The following is a 17,007-nucleotide window of genomic DNA, read 5'->3' as shown; positions in this document are numbered from 1 at the left end:
ATGTACTACGGATCGCCGAACACTGGCGTGCTCGGGCACAGCCTGACGACGTGCAGCGGAACCTTCGGCTCGGACGACGTCCCCCAGGTGACGCTGAACTGCACGCTCGATCAGACCGGTGTCTACGTCTTGCAGCTGCGGGATCAGAACGACGGCGCGACGCCGGCGATCGATCCGACCGAGACCGGCGGCTACACGCTGGCGCTCACCTGCCTCGACGGTCCGTGCACGACCGCGACCACCACGAGCACGACGACGCTTCCGGGCGGCGCGACCACCACGTCGACCACCCTCCCCGTCACCACGGAAGAGCTGGTCGACGGCGCGCACCTCGTTCTCAAGGCGAACGGATCGAAGCCGCAGAAGGCCAAGCTCACCGTCGTCTTGCGGGATCCAGACATCACCGTGGCGGCGACCAACGGCAGCGCCGACGACCCGCGCACCGCCGGTGCGACGCTGCGGGTCGTCGCCGGAGGCGGTGACGGCTTCGACGACACCTACGACATCGCGGCCGCGCACTGGACCCTCGTGGGTCCCTCGGGTCGAAACAAGGGCTATCGGTACGTCGCGAAGTCCGGCGCGCCCGTTCGGCTCGCCCTGGTCAAGCCCAAGCTCGTGCGCATCAACGCGAGCGGCGCGGGCCTCATGGACACCCTCGCCACCAATCCGAACCCCGTGCACGTCGTCCTCACCATGGGCGGCGTGCGCTACTGCGCGAGCTTCGGCGGCTCGGTGACGTTCAAGGCGGGTCGGAGCTACGACGCGAAGTCGGCGCCGGCCCCCGGGACCTGTCCCTGACACGCCGTCCGCCTCATCGGTGGTCGACCAGCATGTGGTGGCCTCCGGCGTGCCGTGGCGGCGTGGCGTGTAATGGCAAGATCGGATGGGCGGCGCTCGGTAGGTTCCGCCCCTGCGCGCACGATGCGTGCGCTGAACGCCAGCCAACAAGGAGAATCCATGCGGACGAAGGCTCTCGTCATCGGAGCGGGAACATTGATGCTCGCGTGCTTCGGCGTCTCTCGCGCCGCGGCCCCCTCGAGCCCGGTGGTCGTGCAGGTTCCGGCGGCCGTCGCCGGCAAGGCGAACAACCCCACGCCGCCAGCGAGCGCCACGAAGAAGAAGGCGATCGGCGCCGGCAAGCTCGCCACCAACACCGCCAACACTCCCGACGACGACGACTCGTTCTGGGCGGAGCAGATCGACGTCGACGGCGACGGCACGGTGGACGACACGAACCTCATCTGGGACGACGAGGACAAGGTGCTCTACCTGTACGCCGACGGCGACTTCAAATGCGCCAACGGCAAGATGGGATCGGGCGGCCTGCTGATCGCCCTCTACGGTCAGGGCAACACGCACGGGAAGCCCGCGGGATCCGGCTGGTACGCCGTCGATCTCGACGAGGGCGAGTGCGCCGCCAAGGCGGCCGGCATCTACGGATGCCGATTCGATGCCAAGCAGCAGGCGACGGCGTGCGGCGTCGCCACGCTCGACGAGAAGAACGACGATCTCACCATCGTGACCGTGTCCCAGTAGGTCTCGCGGGTCGGCCGCCTGGTACCGCCAATACGAGAATCGGAAGGCCGACTTCTTCCAGGCGGTATGGAACGTGTGGAGCTGGGAAGACATCGGCGACCGGTTCGCCGCGGCGTCGCACGTCAGCATCGCGCTGGTCGGCGCCAGCGGCTGACGGCGGTGCGGCCGCGCCCAGGCTAGGGCGGCACACGCTCCCTGAGGGCGGGAGCGTTGGGTTTTCCAAACGTTCGAATCCGTGGACTTGCGTGCGATCGTGGGGACACCGTGCACCGGTTCGATTGCCGGCGCGCAGGCAGCGCCGGTGGGCGGGCAGCCAGCTCCCGGTGCCAAGCAGTCTGTGGCCGATCTCGCCCAGTACCCCCTGCATGACCTGCGGGCGTTACAGGACATCCACGACATCATCAGCGTCGAGCCGGCCAGGCCTCAGGACAAGGTGATGATGGGGATGCTGGCGACGATCGGCATCGAGCCCGGCACGCCATTCAATCCACCGTCGAAGCTGAAGGCGGCCATGGAACGAGGTGTCGCCGATTGCGTACTACTACATGCAGCAGCTCGACACGAAACTGTTTGCGTCGAATCTGTACGGCACGGTGCCTTGCTCGCCGCCTAGTACGGCCGTGCCGGCCCGATCTGCGGCGCGCGCACGGGCTTGGCCATGCCAGGAAAGACTGTCACGCCCTGGCCGCCGCAGCGGGTCGAGAGGGCTTCATTGGGCACGCCGAAGCAACTATCGATGTCCTGCCAGTTGTTCATCGCCCAGACATCGCCTGACGGCGAGATCGCGATGTCCGTTTGCATCTGGAGCCCGCCGCCCACGTAGCCGTTGGGCGGCCCGATCTGGTCGCCAGTCTTGAATCCGGGCGGACAATTCTCTGTGCGTACGCCGCACAGATGCGTGATCGGACTGTTCGGCATCGCGAAGTTCGAGATCCAGACATTGTCGTCACCGTCCACGACCACGGCCCATGGACCCGGCAAACCGCCCGCCGTGAACGGCGAGCCCGGGTACTGGGAGCCGTCCGGCCTGAGCAATGTGACGCTGCCGCCGTCGGACGACGTCTGCCGCGCCATCGCCCGTGCCAGGTCTGGATCAGGGTTCTCGCCTCTCAGCGCCTTCTCCAATAGCTCCGCGATGACAAGACCACCGCGCAACGAGTTGCCAAGCCGGTTCGTGACCCAGACGTTGCCCTGGCTGTCGATGTTCAGGCCGCTGCCGCTCCAGCCCGCGTCGAACTTCTCGGCTTTCGACGGATCCGAAGCGGGGAACCGTGTGACGTGCCCTTCGAGCGCGTTGCTCACCCAGATACGGTCCTGCCGGTCGATGGCGAGGTGGAACGGTCCCGCCAACGACTTGCACGGCTGGACGTCCCGGCCCTCGCACACGATCCGCCCCTTCGTGTAGTCGCCGCCAGGGAACAAGAGCAGCTGATTTTTCGAGACGCCGAGCGCCCAGACGTCGCCCCCGGGAGTTGCGATGATCCCTTGCATCAGGCCGAGCCGGCCGCCGAACGTGATGCCCTCCGGGGGTGTCAATGGCTTGCCGTTCTTGTCGAACACCGCGATCGACTGGCCGCCGTAGCTGGCAAGCCAAGCGTTGTCCTTCGCATCGACTGCTGCACCGAAGGTGCCGCCCTGCATGCCGCCGCCCGCAAAGCCAGTCGTAATGGGCGACAGTGGCTTTCCATTTGGATCGAACTTGGTGGCATTGCCCTGCCACAGCACGTCCTGCCCCTGCCATCCCACCGTGAAATTGTCACCGACCCACAAGTTGCCTTCGCTGTCGAACATCGCCTTGCCACCCGCGCGATAGCCTCCACCGTCGAACTTGAGTGGCAGTACCCACGCGCTGGGCGGGAATCTCAGATACGGCATGAACGGCACCGCGCGCATGGTCTTGCCGGCCGGAATGGGAAAGAGCTCGAGCAGCGCGAAGACTCGCTCGGGCTGATACCACGGATAGCGGGCGATCGACTGGGCCGCCGTCAACGTATCGGTCGGCGCACTTCCCTTCGGGGAAGTTGCAGCGGCGAAAAGCTTGCCGCAGGCGTCCGGCGTCACCCGCGCGACGCAAGCCGCGAGCACATCGGCCAACGTAGCGAAGTTCGCCATCGTCGGCGTCTGGCTGCTGTTGAGGGGATCCTGAATGGTGGCGCCCCAGCCACCGGTTTGGAGATCGACGAAGTTGGGAACGTTGCCAGCGGCGATCTTGAGGCCGAGCGCGTGGCCTCTGATCGCGGTGCCCTCGATGAACTGCGCGTGGGTCCACACCGAGGCAATCGTGGTCATCTCGTTGATGACGACCGTCGTCGGCGGATCTGCAGCCACGACCGTCAGGAGCGCGATCGCGGGATTGTCGTCGCTCATCTTGCTCGCGGTCGGATGACCGCCCGTAGCGACCAGATAAAATGACGAGTCGCCGCCGCCCTTGGGCCGCGCAAGCGAAAAACCGCCATCCGAACCGGTCCGTGCTTGCGCCACCTGCTTGGGATCTCCGGCGGTGGCCGCCCACAGCGTCACCGTCGCGTTTTCGACGGGAGCGCCGGCACCCAACACCCGACCGGCGATGCCATCTGCAGCATGGGCTGGTCCGGCTAGCAGGAGACTGGTGCCAGCCGTGACAACGAACGCGCAGAGCAGGCGTGACACAGCGTTCGACCATCGCGCCATCCCGGGTCCCTCCAAGAGTGAGAGCGCAGTTCCTTCTCGGACCTGCGCCGGTGGTCCAATACGCTACTTTGTTCCCGGCTTTTTGCGACCATGCAATGCCCGATCAGGTCCCCTGGCCTTACCCTCGGCCGTGGCGTCGACGTGGTTGATCTGCCCGCGCTCGGGTGATTCGAGTGCGCGGATGGTCCTGTCGTCGAGCTCGAGTCTCGGCCTCCGCTCTTCTGCGTGGCTGGAGCCTTTGCGGGCCGATGCCAGGCGCCAAACAGGCTACGCGGCGCGCGAGACGACGTGTAACACAGCGAACGTCGGTGTGCGCGCAAATCCTTGGGGCCCAAGGGTTTGAGGGCCGCGTGAAACGCGCTGCGACACGGCGGAACGCGCCCATCTTCCACGGGTGGTGGATCGTCGTGGCGGCGTTCGTGGCCCAGGCCGTCAACGTCGGGCTCCTCTTCTACTCGTGGGGCGTGTTCACGGCGCCGCTCGCCGAGGAGTTCGGCGGGCGCGGGCGGGTCGCGGGGGCGTACTCGGCGATGCAGATCGCGTGCGCGCTCTACGGGCTCGCCGTCGGTCGCATCGTCGACCGGCGCGGCGCACGCGAGGTGCAGATCCTCGGTGCCGTCGTGTTCGCGAGCGGCTACCTCCTGCTGTCGCGCGCCGCGGCGCTTCCCTGGCTCTACCTCTGCATGGCGGGCCCGATCGCCCTCGGCTCGACGTGCGTCGGCGCGCTGCCGTCGAACAGCGCCGTGGCGCGATGGTTCGTCCGCAAGCGGGGTCGCGCGCTCGGGTTCGCCACCGCCGGGATCTCGGCGGGCGGCATCGTGTTCGCGCCGGCGTCGCAGTACCTGATCGACCACGTCGGCTGGCGGACCGCATACGTCGTGCTCGGGCTCTCGGTCATCGTGCTCGTGCTGCCGCCCGTGCTGCTCTTCATGCGTCGCGATCCCGCCGACATGGGGCTCGAGCCCGACGGCGAGCCCGCGGCCGCCGAGGGCGACCGCGAGGCGCGCCTCGCGTACGCGGAGCGCGAGCTCGCGCGCTCGGTGCGTCCCGAGGTCGCCATGCGCCAGTCGAGCTTCTGGCTTCTCGCCGCCGCGTTCGGGATCACGATGACGGGGCTGGCGAGCCTGCTCTTGAACCAGGTCTCGCTGCTCGTCGATCGCGGCATGCCGGCGACGCACGCGTCGTGGGTGCTCGGCGCGACGGCGGCGATGGGCGTCGTCGGGAAGCTCGGGTTCGGGGCGCTCCTCGATCGCTTCGATCAGCGGCGCGTCGCCGCCGCGTGCTTCGTCCTGCAGGCGCTCGGCGTGCTGATCCTCTGGCAGACGCGCTCGATGCCGGCGCTCGTGTGCTACGTCATCCTCTATGGGTACGCGATGGGCGGGAACGCGACGCTCCAGGCGAGCCTCGTCGCCGAAGCGTTCGGGCGCCTGCACTACGGCGCGATCTTCAGTCGGTTGACGCCGTTCGTGGTGCTGTCGCAGGCGATGGGCATTCCGGCCATGGGCTACCTGCGCGATCACACGGGGAGCTACGGGCCCGGCCTGGCGGTGATCGTTGCTTCCTCACTGATCGCCGTCTGGCTCGTGCTCCGCGTGCGCCTCGTTCGGGCCTGATTTTTTGTCTTGCGCGCGGCGCGAGCGGTGGGGCATGCTATCCGGCCGTGCGACTGCGGGACCGTTCCATGAAGGCGCTCGTCGCCCCGGCGCTCGCCGTGTGCCTGGGGGTCCTGGCGCCCGATCCCGCCCAGGGGCACGCCGGCATCGACACCTTCGAGCGCGCCTCGGCCGACGAGGTCGCGAAGCGCCCGAAGGATCCCGCGGCGCACCTCGATCGCGCCAAGGTGCACCAGATCGCGGGCGAATGGGACGCGGCGCTCGCCGAGGTCGAGGCGGCGGCCGATCTCGGCACCGATCCCGACGTCGTCGGCCACGTGCGCGGCGAGATCCTGCTGGACGCGGGCTGGCCGCGCACGGCCAAGGTGGAGTTCGACCGCGTGCTGGCACGGACGCCGGCGGCGTTCGGGACGCTCTTCGATCGGGGTCGCGCCTGGCTCGCGCTCGGGAACGCCGAGGAGGCCGCGAAGGATTTCGGCCGGGTTGTCGCGGGCGTGGCGGAGCCGCGCCCCGAGCAGGTGATCGCGCAGCGCGACGCGCTGGTGTCGCTCGGCCGCCGCGAGGACGCCGTCGCCGCACTCGACGCCGGGATCGCCCGCATCGGGCACGTGCCGTCGCTCGAGCTCGCCGCCGTCGATCTCGAGGTCGGGCTCCGGCGCTTCGAGAGCGCCCTGCGCCGGCTGGACGGGCTCCTCGCGAAGACGCCGTCGAATCCCGCGTGGATCGCTCGCCGTGGCGAGATCCTGGCCGACGCGGGCCGCGGCGACGACGCGCGCCGCGAGTACGCGAAGGCGCTGGCGCTCATCGACGCGCGTCCGGCCGGTCGCGGACCGAAGCCGTTCGACGATCTGCGGCGCCAGATCGAGACCGCCCTGGCGCAGCGGCAGACGAGGTAGGGGGGAACCACGCATGAGGACGTACATCGCAACCGGAATCCTGGCGACGCTGATCTCGACCGCGAACGCGGCCGTGGTGACGCGCGGGCCGTATCTGCAGACGCCGTCGTCGACCAGCATGGTCGTACGCTGGCGGACCGACACCGCGACCTCGAGTCGGGTGGCGATCGGCCCCTCGCCGGGCTCGCTCGCGCAGACGACCGACGACGCCGCGCCGACGACCGAGCACGTCGTCTCGCTCGGCGGGCTCTCGCCCGACACGCAGTACTACTACTCGATCGGCTCCGTCCTGGGGGCCTTCGTCGGCGACGACGCCGACCACTACTTCCGCACCTCGCCGCCCATCGGCACCGCGAAGCCGGTACGCCTGTGGGCGATCGGTGACGCCGGCTTCGTCGGCGGCCCGTTCGCCGGCAACATCGAGTCGGTGCGCGACGCCTTCAAGGCCTTCAACGGCGGCTCGAGCCACACCGACATGTTCGTGCTGCTCGGCGACAACGCGTACCTCACCGGCAGCGACGCGCAGTACCAGGCGGCGGTCTTCGACACGCATCACGACATGCTGCTCACGACGCCCGTGTGGTCGACCATCGGCAACCACGAGCGCCTGACGTCGTTCCCCCTGTCCCAGAGCGGCCCGTACTTCGACATGTTCACCTTCCCGAAGAACGCCGAGGCGGGCGGCCTCGCGTCGGGAACGGAAGCCTACTACTCCTACGACTACGGCAACGTGCACGTGGTCGTGCTCGACTCCGAGGACCACTCCGGGGATCCGTATCTCACCACCATGACCACGTGGCTCACGGCCGACCTGCAGGCGACGAACGCCGACTGGCTCATCGCGGTCTGGCACCGGCCGCCGTACAGCAAGGGGCTGCTGCACGACTCCGACGTCGAGGGCCCCGAGGTCAACATGCGCCAGTTCGTCGTGCCGATCCTCGAGCAGTACGGCGTCGACCTCGTGCTGTGCGGCCACAGCCACAGCTACGAGCGAAGCTACTTCATCGACGGCCACTACGGCCTGTCGACGACGTACGACGCGTCGGTGAACCAGCTCGATCCGGGCAACGGCGATCCCGCCGGCGACGGCGCGTACCACAAGGCCACGGTCGGGCTCCCGTCGCACGCCGGCGCCGTCTACGTCGTCAACGGCAGCGGCAGCGAGGTGCGGCTCCCCATCGGCGATCATCCGGCGATGTTCGCCAAGATCGGGGAGCTCGGATCGCTGGTCGTCGACATCGACGGCGACACGATGACGGCGCGGTTCCTCAACAACGGCGGCGTCGTCAGCGATCAGTTCCGGCTGATCAAGGGCACCGCGTGCCCGGCGACGCCGGCGACGGGTTGCGTCGCGGCGCCCAAGGCGAAGGTGACGCTCAAGACGAGTCAGCTCCCGAACAAGAACCGGTGGAGCTGGCGGTGGAAGGGCGGGACGGTCGAGGCCGCCGACATCGGCACGCCCACGGACCAGACCGACCTGGCCGTCTGTCTCTACGACGCGACCGGTGCGCTCGCGGGTGGCCAGATCCTCCACGGCGCCCCCGAGTGGTCGGGCCTCACCAACGGGCTCCTCTACAAGAACTCGGCCGGCGCGCGGCACGGCCTCCAGCGGATCCGCATCAAGTTCGGCTCGGGAGACTTCGCGCAGGTGCAGGCGAAGGCGAAGGGCGCCAACGTCGGCAACCCGGCGACGCCGGTCACCGGACCGCTCACCGCACAGCTCGTGAACCTGGACAACGGCAAGTGCTGGGGATCGGTGTTCCCGACCTTCCGCACCAACGTCATCGGCAAGGTGACCGCGGCGCTTCCGTGAGCTGACCGTCGCGGACGCGACGTCGAGAGGGGCGGGACGGCCGTCTCGCCCCTCTTGTGCTTTCGGGTGCCGCCCTGCAGGAATGGGCCGTCATGATCGCCACGGGAGACTTCAAACGCGGCGCGCGCATCCTGGTCGACGGGGAGCCCTACACGATCGAGGACCTGACGGTGCAGTCGCCGTCGGCGCGCGGGGCGGCGACGCTCGTGAAGGTGCGGCTGCGCAGCATCGTCGCCGGCACGATCGCCGACCGCACGTTCAAGGCGGGCGAGAAGTTCGAGGAGCCCGACGTGGCGATCCGTCCGGTGCAGTTCCTCTATCACGACGGCGAGGGGCACCACTTCATGGACCGCGAGACGTACGACCAGTTCACGCTCGACGAGAGGGTGCTGGGCGACACGGGGCCGTGGCTGAGCGATCAGCTCGAGCTGACGGGCGTGTTCTTCAACGGCAACGCGGTGGGCGTGAACCTGCCCACCTTCGTCGAGGCCGAGGTCGACATGGTGGGCGGCGGGTCGAAGGGTGACACGGCGTCGGGGAAGAATCTCAAGGACGCGACCCTGACGAACGGGAAGAACCTGAAGGTGCCGCTCTTCATCGAATCGGGCGAGAAGGTCCTGGTCGACACCCGCACCTGGGAATTCGCACGCCGGGCGAAGGCCTGATGAACGGCCTCGTCGTCCGCTGGCTCGTCTCCGCCGCCGCGCTCTACCTCACGAGCAGCATCGTGAAGGGGATCGAGGTACGGGGCGTGGCGTCGCTCCTGTTCGCGGCCGCGGCGATCGGCGTCATCAACGCCTTCGTCCGGCCGATCGTGCTGCTGCTGACGCTGCCCATCTCGGTCGTGACGCTCGGGCTCTTCGTCATGGTCGTGAACGCGGCCATGCTCTGGCTCGCGTCCACGTTCGTGCCGGGCTTCGTGGTGCACGGCTTCTGGTCGGCGTTCTGGGGCTGGCTCATGCTCTCCTTCTTCACCTTCCTCATCAACCTGCTGATCGGAGAGCACGGCCGCATCGAGGTCGTCCACTTCCGCTACTGACCTAGGTCCTCCGGCGGGACGTCGTCGTCCGCCCCGTGTCCGAAGAGCGCGCGCATCTCGTCCTTCAGCTCGCCGAGACGCTTCTTCGTCTGCGCCGCCTTCGCCAGCTGCTCGGGCGTCGCGATCGCGCGCACCTGGAGCATCACCTTGGTGCCGTGCTCGAGCAGCTTCTGGTGCAGCGCCGAGATCTTCTGGACGTCGGGATCGAGGTCCTTCTCGGTCAGCGGACCGGCCGTGAACAGTCGATCGCCGAGCGCGTCGTGTGCGGCGCGGAGCTGGCGCAGGATGTCGCGCAGCTCGGCGCGATCGCTCATGAGGATCTCGCGCACCTGCTTGCGCTGATCGGGCGTCATGTCCGACACGAGGAGGCGCAGGGGAAGACCCGCGGGACCGCCCGGACCTCCGCCACCCGGTCCGCCACCGTGTCCACCCATGAACCGCCCGCCGAAGGCGCCGGCATGGGGGGCGACGCCGAGCAGCATCGCGCCGAGGATGGTCGTTACGAGAAACTGTCGCATCGGTCGATCTCCTTCCGATCGCTCAGCGCCACGCGACCAGCGTGCCGTTGAGCTCATTGCAACCCACTCCCAACAACGGGTCGCCCCAGGCGCACGTTGACCGTCCCTCGCCGGACGCCGCGGTCGTGCGCGCCTCGGTGTCGTCGCTCGCATCGTCCGTAGCATCGAGCACGGTCGTCGAGAGCTCGTCGAGGAGCGCGAGCGTGTCGGTGTCGTCGAGCGACGCGCTCGGCGCCGTCGCGTAGCGATGGACCGCGACGCCGAGCAGGAGCGCCGCGACGGCTGCGGCGAGCGGCGCCCACGGCATGCGCCATGCGCGCGGTCGCAGCGACGGCGGCACCTCGTGCAGGACGGTGCCGAGTCGCGTGAGGTCACCCGCGAGCCTTCGCAGCCGGGCGCCGCAGGCGGCACACTGCGCGACGTGCGCGCGTGCGTCGGCGCCGGCCTCGCCGAGCTGGAGGTCCAGCAGTCGATCGTCGTCGAGACACTTCATGACGTTTCTCCCAACGCGCGGCGCAACCCGTGCACCGCACGAAACAGATGCTGCTTCACGCTCCCGGTGCTGATCCCGAGCAGCGATGCGACCTCCTCGGTCGAATAGCCTTCGAGCTGGCGGAGTGCGAACACCTCGCGCTGGCGTGCCGGCAACCGCCGGTACGCGTCCCAGACGCGCCCCTGCACCTCGCGGCCGATGATCTCGTCCTCGGGAGTGCGGATCGTACGGAGCGACGATTCCTCGATCGCGACGCCCCGCTCGCGCCACCACCGCCACCAGCCCGAGCGGCGCCGATCGCGGCACGCGTTGACGGCGACGCGGGTCAGCCACGCGCCCCAGTCCATCGGGCGGGTCTCTGTCTCCTGCGCCCGCAGGAGCTTCGTGAAGACGTCCTGCGCCACGTCCGCGGCCTCGTCGGGATCGGCGAGCAGCGTGCGACACAGGCGCACGACCCGCTCGCGATGGGCTCGATGGAGGTCCTCGTACACGACGGCCTGGCTCAGCGCGGCCTGCACCGCTTGGACGAACGATGTAGCCGTCCGGGCGGTTGACGGCGAGCGGGGGCCTTCCGGGCGGGGCATCCGCGTTGCGGTGCGCCTTGCCACTCCGGGGCACATCGCATACGAAGCCGCGCCGATGCGCTACGAGTACACGGCTGAGCAGCGCGCATGGCAAGGTGAGGTGCGCGCCTTCTTGAGGAAGGCGGTGACGCCCGCGCTCGTCGCCGAGATGCGACAGGCGGGCAACGAGGGCGACGGCCCGCTCGCCAGGCAGTTCCACGAGAAGCTCTTCAAGAAGGGGTGGTGGGGCGTCGGCTGGCCGCGGGAGTTCGGCGGGCTCGGCAAGAGCGCCATCGACCAGTTCATCTACGTGGAAGAGATGGAGCTCGCCGGCGCACCCGCGATGCGCCTCGCCGTCACGTCGGTCGCGCCGACGATCCTGCGGCAGGGCACGCAGGAGCAGCGCGATCGCTGGATCCCGAAGATCCTCGACGGCTCGATCGACTTCTGCGTCGCGTACTCGGAGCCCGACGCCGGCACCGACCTCGCGAACTTGAAGACCAAGGCGGTCCTCGAAGGCGACGAGTGGGTCATCTCCGGCCAGAAGATCTGGAACACCGGCGCGCACACCGCGAGCCACAACTGGGTCGCCGTCCGCACCGAGCCCGAGAAGCCGAAGCACCAGGGCATCTCGATGATGATCGTGCCGATGGACTCACCGGGCATCACCGTCCAGGGCATCTGGACGATGTCGAACATCCGCACGAACCTCGTCTTCTTCGACGGCGTGCGCGTGCCGCGCGATCACCTGATCGGCGAGCGCGGGATGGGCTTCTACTACGCCATGATGGCGCTCGACTTCGAGCGCATCATGATCGGCTCGGTCGGCTTGCTGCGCCGCCTGTTCGAGGAGCTGAAGGCGTTCGTGCGCAAGACCAAGCGCGACGGCGTGCCGCTCGGTCGCATTCCGTGGGTGCGGCGCGCGATGGCCGACCTCGACGTGCGGATCGAGATCGGACGGCAGCTCGGGCTCCTCAACGCGTGGCTCGTCGACCAGGGGCAGGTCCCGACCAAGGAAGGCTCCATGTCGAAGATCTACGTGACGGAGCTGAACACGCACTTCGCGACCGTGAGCCTCGAGATCCTGGGACTCGCCGGCCAGCTCGGCCCCGAGAATCCCGCCGCGCCGCTCGCGGGGCGCCTGCAATGGCTCTACACCATCGCCCCGATGCAGCGCTTCGGCGGCGGCACGAACGAGATCCAGCGCATGATCATCGCGCAGCGCGGGCTCGGGATGCCGAGGAAATAGCCATGCACCTCGCACCCACCGACGAGCAGCAGGTAGTGCCGCGCGAGGCCCGTCGCTTCCTCGCCGAGCACATCACGCGCGAGCGGCGGCTCGACTGGGACAAGACGCCCGTGGGATACGACGCGGCGTTCTGGCAGACGGTCGCGAAGCTCGGATGGTTCGGCTACGCGATCCCCGAGCAGCTCGGAGGGCAAGGCGTGTCGCTGCTGGATCTCGGCCTTCTCGTCGAAGAGTGCGGCCGCGCCGTGGCGCCGTTCGGCATCTTCGCGAGCATTTGCGGGAGCCACGCGCTCGCGCAGCTCGCCGGGCCGGCGCACAAGCGCGCGTGGCTGCCGCTGATCGCGCGGGGCGAGAAGCTCGTGACGCTCGCGATTGCCGAGACGGCAGCGGCGCTCGATCCATCCGCGTTCACCACCGTCGTGCGCCGCCGCGGCAAGCAGCTCCGCCTCGACGGCGCGAAGGCCTTCGTCCTCCAGGGCGTCACCGCCGACGCATTCCTCGTCGCCGCGCGCGACGGCCGCGGCGCGTCGCTCCTGCTCGTGCCCCGGGACACGCCCGGGGTGACGGTCGATGCACAGCAGACGCTCGCGAAGGACCGTCAGAGCAGGGTCGGGTTCCGGAACGTCGCGCTCCCGGCGACGGCGCTCGTCGGGAGGGCCGGCGCGGCGTGGCCGCAGCTCGAGAAGCTCCGCCGCACGCTCGCGACGCTGCTCTGCTGCGATCTCGTCGGCGGCGCCGACGCCGTGCTCGACATGACCGTCAAGTACGTGTGCGAGCGCGAGCAGTTCGGCGTGAAGCTCGCGACCTTCCAGGCCGTGCAGCAGATGGCGGCGGTGATGGCGATCGATCTCGAGGGCGCGCGGCACGTGACGCACCAGGCGCTCTGGCGTCTATCCGAAGGCCTGCCCGCCGATCGCGAGGTCGCGATCGCCAAGGCGTGGACCGCGCGCGCCTACCGCGACATCACGCTCGCCGCGCACCAGCTCCACGGCGGCGCCGGCTACGTGGTCGAGCACGTGCTGCACCGCCACACGCTGCGGGCGAAGCAGGCCGAGCTGCTGTTCGGGTCGACCGAGCAGTGGATGGAGGACCTCGCCGGACACCTCCGCCTGTCGCCCGGGCGCTGACGCCCCGGTAGCATGGGGGTGATGACGCTTTTCGTCCTGGTCGCGCTCGCGATCCTGCCGGCGTCCGCGAAGGCTCTCGGCGTGCGCGCGGGGTTCACCTTCACGGTGCCGGTCGAGGGCCTCTCGCAGCCCACGGCCGCGGCGTTCGCTCCGGACGGCCGTCTCATCGTCCTCGAGAAGAACGGCTTCGTGCGCCAGTGGACGGCGGCCGGCGGCCTGCGGCCGGATCCCCTCCTCACGCTTCCCGTCTGCACCGACAGCGAGATGGGGCTCCTCGGGCTCGCCTTCGATCCCGAGTTCGTCTCGAACCACTACCTCTACCTGTACCAGACGCATCCGCCGGGCGATGATCCCGGGCGCTGCGGCGAGGGGGTCGGCGGCGGGCGCGTCAATCGCGTCGTGCGCGTGACGCTCGGCGACCAGACGATCGATCCGTCGAGCCTGGTCGTGATCGTCGACGGCCTGCGGACCGACGGCGGCAACCACGACGGAGGCTGCGTGCGCTTCGGCCCCGACGGCAACCTCTACGTCGCGACCGGCGACACCGGCATCTCCGACGGCGGCCCGCCGGGCGCGTCGTCCAATCCCTACGCGCAGGACCTGCAGCATCTCGAGGGCAAGATCCTGCGCGTCACGCGCGACGGGGATCCGGCGCCGGGGAATCCGTTCGCGGCCATGGGCGGCAACGCGGCGTTCGTCTACGCGTACGGCTTCCGCAACCCGTTCCGCTTCGCGTTCGATCCGATCACGCCCGGCCCGCAGCTCCTGTGGGCCGCCGACGTGGGACAGGTGACGTGGGAGGAGATCGACGTCGTGACGGCCGGCGGCAACTACGGGTGGCCGCAGTGCGAGGGCAACGAGCCGATGCCGGCGTGTCCGGGGACCAGCACGCCGCCCGTCTACGCCTACCGCCATCCCGGCAACCCGAACGAGGTCGTGTCCGTCACCGGCGGCGTCCACTACGACGGCGCGCAGTTCGAGGATGCGTATCGCGGCAACTACTTCTTCGGCGACTTCGGCCTCGACCGCGTCTACCGTGCCGAGGTCGACGCGTCGCGCACGGGGTTCGTCGGCGACCCGCAGATCTTCTCGGCCGATCCCGAGCAGCCCGTCGACTTCTTCGTCGGGCCCGACGGCGCCCTCTACTGGGTGGCGTTCGGCTCGGGCTCGATCGTGCGCGTGACGCAGGACGGACGGCCGGGCGCGGCGATCGGCGGCTGCGAGCGTGCGCTCACCAGCGCCGCGGCGACTCTCCTTCCGCGCACGGCGAAGCGCGTCGCCGCGTGTCTCGCGAAGGGACGAGACGGGTGCACTGCGCTATCGGCGCCACGGCTGTCGCGCCGCGTGCGCCGTCGCATCGCAGCCGCCTGCGACCCGCCGGGTCGGGGCCGGGTGTGCGCCCGGCTCGGATGCGCCTGCGGATCGGCGGACGATCTGGCCGCCTGCGTCGCCACCGCAGCTTCGTCTACCGTGGGCTCGATCGCGACGCCGATCGCCGGCGCCGCGCGGAGTCGCTGTCGTACGGCGAGCGTCCGATCGCTGGGTGGTGCGGGCCGTGATCGCATGGAACTCATCGCCGACTGCGCGCAGGCCGGCACTGCGCTCTGCGTGCCGCCGCCCGGCCCGCCGCCGCCGAGCACGAAGGGTCTCACGCGGGCGTGTCGCCAGCCCCCGTCCGACGTCTGTGCGGCCCTCGCATGCGCCACGTGCGCGACCGCGGCCGACGTCGCGACCTGCGTCACGGCCCACGTCGCGAGCGAGGTGGACGGGCTCTCGAGCGCGCTGCTCGGCGTCGCACGCTGACCGCGGCGAACGCAGGCTCCGCTGGCACCGTGACCGCGCAGCGGCCCTAGATCGCGCATGCTCGTCGCCTCGGTCGGACCGTGCGACGTTTGCGCGGCCAACGCCGCGGGCGGATACCTCCATGGGTGAAACATCGCAGTCATGTGGAATTCGCGCTCGCGCTCGCACTCATCCTGATGGTCGTGCACGGCGTATCGGCCGTCACGCCGTTCACCCGGGTCGACACCCAGACCTCGCCGAGCTTCACCAGCATCTGGGTGCCGCCAGCGTCGTTCGAAGCTTCCGAGATCCGCTGGCCCGTCACGATCACGCCGCAGCCGGGCGGCGTTACGGAGGCAAAGGTCTCCGGCAGCAGCGACCCGCTGGTCGAATTCTTCGGCCCCGGGCTGTCACAGTATTTCCTCTCGGAGGCCGGCATCTACGGCGTCGCCCGCGCGGAGTTCGGGGTGCTCCGGGCCTACGCGTACGCGTTCGGCGGCGTCGCGCCGAAGGCTTATGGGGCGGGGTTCGTCCTCGGAACGAACTCCTATGCCGCGCTCGCGCGGGCCATCATGCGGCCGCAGTTCACCGACGTATTCACCGCGCCCGCTACGCCGGGCGCGCCGAACCCGGGAAACGCCCAGGTGCTGACGGGGCAGATCGTGCTCGATGGGTCCCTCGGGGGCACCGGCAGCGCGACCTGGTTGATCAGCATGGACATCGTCTCCGACACCCAGCCGCCGGTCTCCGTGTACCACTCGATGTTCTACACCTCGGGCTGCGGAGGACCGTGTCCGTTCCCCTTGTCGACCTTCGCGGTCGACGTGGCGACCACGGTCGGAACGACGTACATCATCTACGGCGATCTCGGGATCACTGCGAATGCGGGTGGCAGCGCCCTCTCGTCCGACACGGGCTTCCAGGTCTCCGCCATCGACGCCGCCAACACGGGCAAGTTCTTCGTCCGGGTGAAGGAGACGGGGGAGGGGATCATCGGCCAGAGTGGGCACGACTACGGCGCACCGGTCCCTCCGGGAACGATCCCCATTCCGACCACGACGACGCTGAAGCTCCCGCCCGACATGCCCACCACGACCACGACGACCATCACGGAGCCTGGCGCGACGACGACGACGACGACGACGCTGCCGGCTGGTGGCACCGAGCAGTGCGACAACTGTGTCGACGACGACGGCAACGGTCTGGTCGACGCCGAAGACCCGAGCTGCTGCGCCACATCGCCGCTCGGGCTCACGCTCCGAAATGCGCGATTGCTTCCCGGGACCGCAGGGACCGCGCTCCGCATGACGGCTACGGTGTCCGGAGCGGCCGCGCTCGGTCTCGATCCGACCCTCGCGGGGGTGACGCTGCAGCTACGCGACCCGGCGATCGGCGCCGTCCTGTGCGGGCGTCTTGCGGGGAGCGCCTTCGCGCGCAAGAAGAAGGGGAAGCTTTTCGCGTTCCGCGATCCCGCCGGTGCCGCGCACGGCCTCACCGGTGCCTCGCTCCGGACGGGCAAGCGCGACGTGAGCCTTGCGGTCGACGGCAAGTCCGTTCAACTCGACACGCTCCCCGACACCGCCCTGCAGGTGACCGTGACCGTCGCCGATCCGAGCGGACGGCGTTGCATCTCGGCTCCGCCGGCCACGCTGCGCAAAGTGGGCAAGAAGGGAACCCTGCGGTTCCCGTGACCCGAGGTCCGGGAGTG

At 69.5% G+C, this 17,007-nt stretch carries 16 protein-coding genes and 1 pseudogene; 13 read left to right on the top strand and 4 right to left on the bottom strand.

All coding sequences use genetic code 11. The annotated features are described in order from the left end of the window. From VMS22_15780 to VMS22_15765, 4 genes and pseudogenes are all read left to right on the top strand, one after another. Nucleotides 1–798 (top strand): hypothetical protein (locus VMS22_15780; protein HXJ35493.1); only part of this gene is annotated, 798 nt, incomplete at its 5' end. Between the two features lie 159 nt (nt 799–957). Beyond that, nucleotides 958–1,536 carry a hypothetical protein gene (locus VMS22_15775; GenBank protein HXJ35492.1) on the top strand — a complete coding sequence of 193 codons (579 nt, stop codon included), beginning with the start codon at nt 958–960 and terminating at the stop codon, nt 1,534–1,536. A 28-nt stretch (nt 1,537–1,564) separates the two neighbouring features. Continuing rightward, nucleotides 1,565–1,690: pseudogene (locus VMS22_15770) on the top strand (hypothetical protein). Nucleotides 1,691–1,771: 81 nt separating this feature from the next. Further along, nucleotides 1,772–2,149: a hypothetical protein gene (locus VMS22_15765; GenBank protein ID HXJ35491.1), complete on the top strand. Its 378-nt coding sequence runs from the start codon at nt 1,772–1,774 to the stop codon at nt 2,147–2,149. Here VMS22_15765 and VMS22_15760 read toward each other — a convergent pair. Then, nucleotides 2,146–4,206, bottom strand: a complete 2,061-nt coding sequence (locus VMS22_15760; GenBank protein HXJ35490.1) for a hypothetical protein — start codon at nt 4,204–4,206, stop codon at nt 2,146–2,148. The two genes, VMS22_15765 and VMS22_15760, sit on opposite strands and share 4 nt — an antisense overlap. A gap of 350 nt (nt 4,207–4,556) precedes the next feature. Here VMS22_15760 and VMS22_15755 point away from each other — a divergent pair, with 350 nt between their 5' ends. From VMS22_15755 to VMS22_15735, 5 genes are all read left to right on the top strand, one after another. After that, on the top strand, nt 4,557–5,819 hold the full coding sequence (locus VMS22_15755; GenBank protein ID HXJ35489.1) for an MFS transporter: 1,263 nt from the start codon (nt 4,557–4,559) through the stop codon (nt 5,817–5,819). A 68-nt stretch (nt 5,820–5,887) separates the two neighbouring features. Then, nucleotides 5,888–6,715, top strand: a complete 828-nt coding sequence (locus VMS22_15750; protein HXJ35488.1) for a tetratricopeptide repeat protein — start codon at nt 5,888–5,890, stop codon at nt 6,713–6,715. 13 nt (nt 6,716–6,728) lie between these two features. Then, complete coding sequence (locus tag VMS22_15745) at nt 6,729–8,528, top strand: metallophosphoesterase family protein (GenBank protein HXJ35487.1); 1,800 nt, start codon at nt 6,729–6,731, stop codon at nt 8,526–8,528. 92 nt (nt 8,529–8,620) lie between these two features. Further along, nucleotides 8,621–9,193 (top strand): elongation factor P, encoded by a 573-nt coding sequence (locus VMS22_15740; protein ID HXJ35486.1) that lies wholly within the window; start codon nt 8,621–8,623, stop codon nt 9,191–9,193. Continuing rightward, on the top strand, nt 9,193–9,567 hold the full coding sequence (locus VMS22_15735; GenBank protein ID HXJ35485.1) for a phage holin family protein: 375 nt from the start codon (nt 9,193–9,195) through the stop codon (nt 9,565–9,567). Before VMS22_15740 ends, VMS22_15735 begins: the two co-directional genes overlap by 1 nt. On the opposite strand, the gene VMS22_15730 is transcribed toward VMS22_15735, so the two are convergent. The 3 genes from VMS22_15730 to VMS22_15720 are packed head-to-tail and all read right to left on the bottom strand — an operon-like array spanning nt 9,561 to nt 11,096. Continuing rightward, entirely contained in the window at nt 9,561–10,085 is a 525-nt protein-coding gene (locus tag VMS22_15730) for a periplasmic heavy metal sensor (GenBank protein ID HXJ35484.1), read from the bottom strand. The two genes, VMS22_15735 and VMS22_15730, sit on opposite strands and share 7 nt — an antisense overlap. 22 nt (nt 10,086–10,107) lie before the next feature. Beyond that, a complete protein-coding gene (locus VMS22_15725) occupies nt 10,108–10,578 on the bottom strand; it encodes a hypothetical protein (GenBank protein HXJ35483.1) in 471 nt (156 codons plus the stop codon). Continuing rightward, nucleotides 10,575–11,096: an RNA polymerase sigma factor gene (locus VMS22_15720; GenBank protein ID HXJ35482.1), complete on the bottom strand. Its 522-nt coding sequence runs from the start codon at nt 11,094–11,096 to the stop codon at nt 10,575–10,577. The genes VMS22_15725 and VMS22_15720 overlap by 4 nt, the downstream gene beginning before the upstream one ends. Before the next feature lie 121 nt (nt 11,097–11,217). On the opposite strand from VMS22_15720, the gene VMS22_15715 reads away from it, so the two are divergent. From VMS22_15715 to VMS22_15700, 4 genes are all read left to right on the top strand, one after another. Continuing rightward, nucleotides 11,218–12,390, top strand: a complete 1,173-nt coding sequence (locus VMS22_15715) for an acyl-CoA dehydrogenase family protein (protein HXJ35481.1) — start codon at nt 11,218–11,220, stop codon at nt 12,388–12,390. Between the two features lie 2 nt (nt 12,391–12,392). Further along, the gene (locus VMS22_15710; GenBank protein ID HXJ35480.1) at nt 12,393–13,517 is read left to right on the top strand and encodes an acyl-CoA dehydrogenase family protein; all 1,125 of its coding nucleotides are present in this window, start codon (nt 12,393–12,395) and stop codon (nt 13,515–13,517) included. A 21-nt stretch (nt 13,518–13,538) separates the two neighbouring features. After that, nucleotides 13,539–15,320 carry a PQQ-dependent sugar dehydrogenase gene (locus tag VMS22_15705; protein ID HXJ35479.1) on the top strand — a complete coding sequence of 594 codons (1,782 nt, stop codon included), beginning with the start codon at nt 13,539–13,541 and terminating at the stop codon, nt 15,318–15,320. A gap of 143 nt (nt 15,321–15,463) precedes the next feature. Next, entirely contained in the window at nt 15,464–16,990 is a 1,527-nt protein-coding gene (locus VMS22_15700; protein ID HXJ35478.1) for a hypothetical protein, read from the top strand. Nucleotides 16,991–17,007: the final 17 nt, after the last annotated feature.

The organism is Candidatus Eisenbacteria bacterium (assembly GCA_035577985.1).
GTDB lineage: Bacteria > Desulfobacterota > Binatia > DP-6 > DP-6 > DATJZY01.
This window is presented reverse-complemented; position numbering and strand designations above follow the sequence as displayed.